Origin of the sequence: Flavobacterium croceum DSM 17960 (genome assembly GCF_002917885.1) — a bacterium.
GTDB classification, from domain to species: Bacteria; Bacteroidota; Bacteroidia; order Flavobacteriales; family Flavobacteriaceae; genus Flavobacterium; species Flavobacterium croceum.
In genome coordinates this window covers 1-1,438 of the sequence record NZ_PQNY01000083.1, presented here as the reverse complement: position 1 = coordinate 1,438, position 1,438 = coordinate 1, and the positions used below count along the sequence as shown (strand labels likewise).

General features: G+C 28.2%; 1 protein-coding gene. It reads left to right on the top strand.

All coding sequences use genetic code 11. From position 1 onward, the window contains the following. Positions 1 to 108: 108 nt before the first annotated feature. A complete protein-coding gene (locus tag Q361_RS13540; protein WP_103727249.1) occupies positions 109 to 1,155 on the top strand; it encodes a tetratricopeptide repeat protein in 1,047 nt (348 codons plus the stop codon). Positions 1,156 to 1,438 lie beyond the last annotated feature (283 nt).

Sequence of the window (1,438 nt, the reverse complement as noted above, 5' to 3'; positions counted from 1 at the left end):
AATTGAAGTCACTTTTTCACGAAAATGTTTATCTTTATCAGAAATTTAGCCGTTCGCTGGCTTCGCTTCTACGTCAAGCCGCGAAACGTTGGCAGTAATTCAAAAAAAATGAACGTAAAAATTACAATCTCAATCACATTACTATTTGTCAATTACGGAATTGGACAAATAAAGGAATCGGAAATTAATGGTAAATGGATAAAATATAAATCCGAAATGAAAGACGGAAGTAAAATACTTCCCACTCCAAAATCTGACTCAACATTTTTAGAAATATCAATAAAAAATTCAAAACTTTGCTTTAATTCAAATCCCATTTATAAAACTAATGAAGGATGTATAGATTTCTCATTAAAAGAAAATACAATTAAAACTTCAATTGAATCAGGATATAAAATTGAAAAAAACACTTTAGACACTTTGATTATTTGTGAAAAAATAGACGGCTTAGAAAATGACAAATTAAAACGCTTCTATTTAGTAAATGATAAAATATTGTATGCTAAAGAACTAGAAAAAAGAAAAGAAGACAAAAATATAATTGCGACTAAATTATTTACTCCAAAATTAAATGTAGGCATTGAAGGAGAGATATTTAAAGTTCTTAAAAGTGATATGTCTAATTTTGATTTAATTGGTTCTTTGACAATTTTTCCAAGTAAAAAATTAGTGACATCTGACATAGATTATTCAAGCACAAAAAAAATATCTAAACTTGAAATCGTTACTACCATAATTGACAATTCATTTAATAGTTGGGATTTAACCAACTTTGAAAAATTTGAATCAATTAAAATACCATTTATCTTTAGAAGCGAATCAACAGAAATATTCAAAGGTATTAAAATGATTTTCTTTGCTAATAATATCTCAGAATTTGATTTTGTATATAGAAGAAAACTTGAAGATATGAGAAAATCAGGTGAATTATTCCAAAAAGGGATTAATGCATACTCTGAAAAAAAATACATAAAGGCTGCAGAATATTTTTCAGAATCATTCAAAACAGATCCTGAAAATTTAGATGCATTATACAATAAAGCTGCAGCATACTATGAAGGTGGAGATAAAGAAAATGCTTGTAAAACTTGGAAAGAATTAGTTGATTTGGGACAAACTAATGGTATAGAATTATATAAAAATAATTGTAATTAAAGAACTACTGCCAACAGTGGCTTTGCGCAATTTGGGCTTTAAGGCTTAATTTAAAGTTGGTTTTGTATTTGTAAACTTAATCTTAAATCGTTAATTTTGGGAAAACTAATCCCAAAACTTCGCAAAGCCACGGGACGTTGTGTGCCATACTTCCGACGAGATTCAGAAGTGAAACATTTTAGTTTGAACAACCATTTGAATTTTAAGACTTGACGAAATGTCCACTTTTTTGGGTTTTTAGGAAACTAACGGCTGAATTTTATCTGAAATCGAGTAAAGTTTG

Excerpts from the sequence above, each read along its gene's own strand:
- Q361_RS13540 (WP_103727249.1), top strand. The coding sequence starts at position 109 with ATGAACGTAAAAATTACAATCTCAATCACATTACTATTTGTCAATTAC.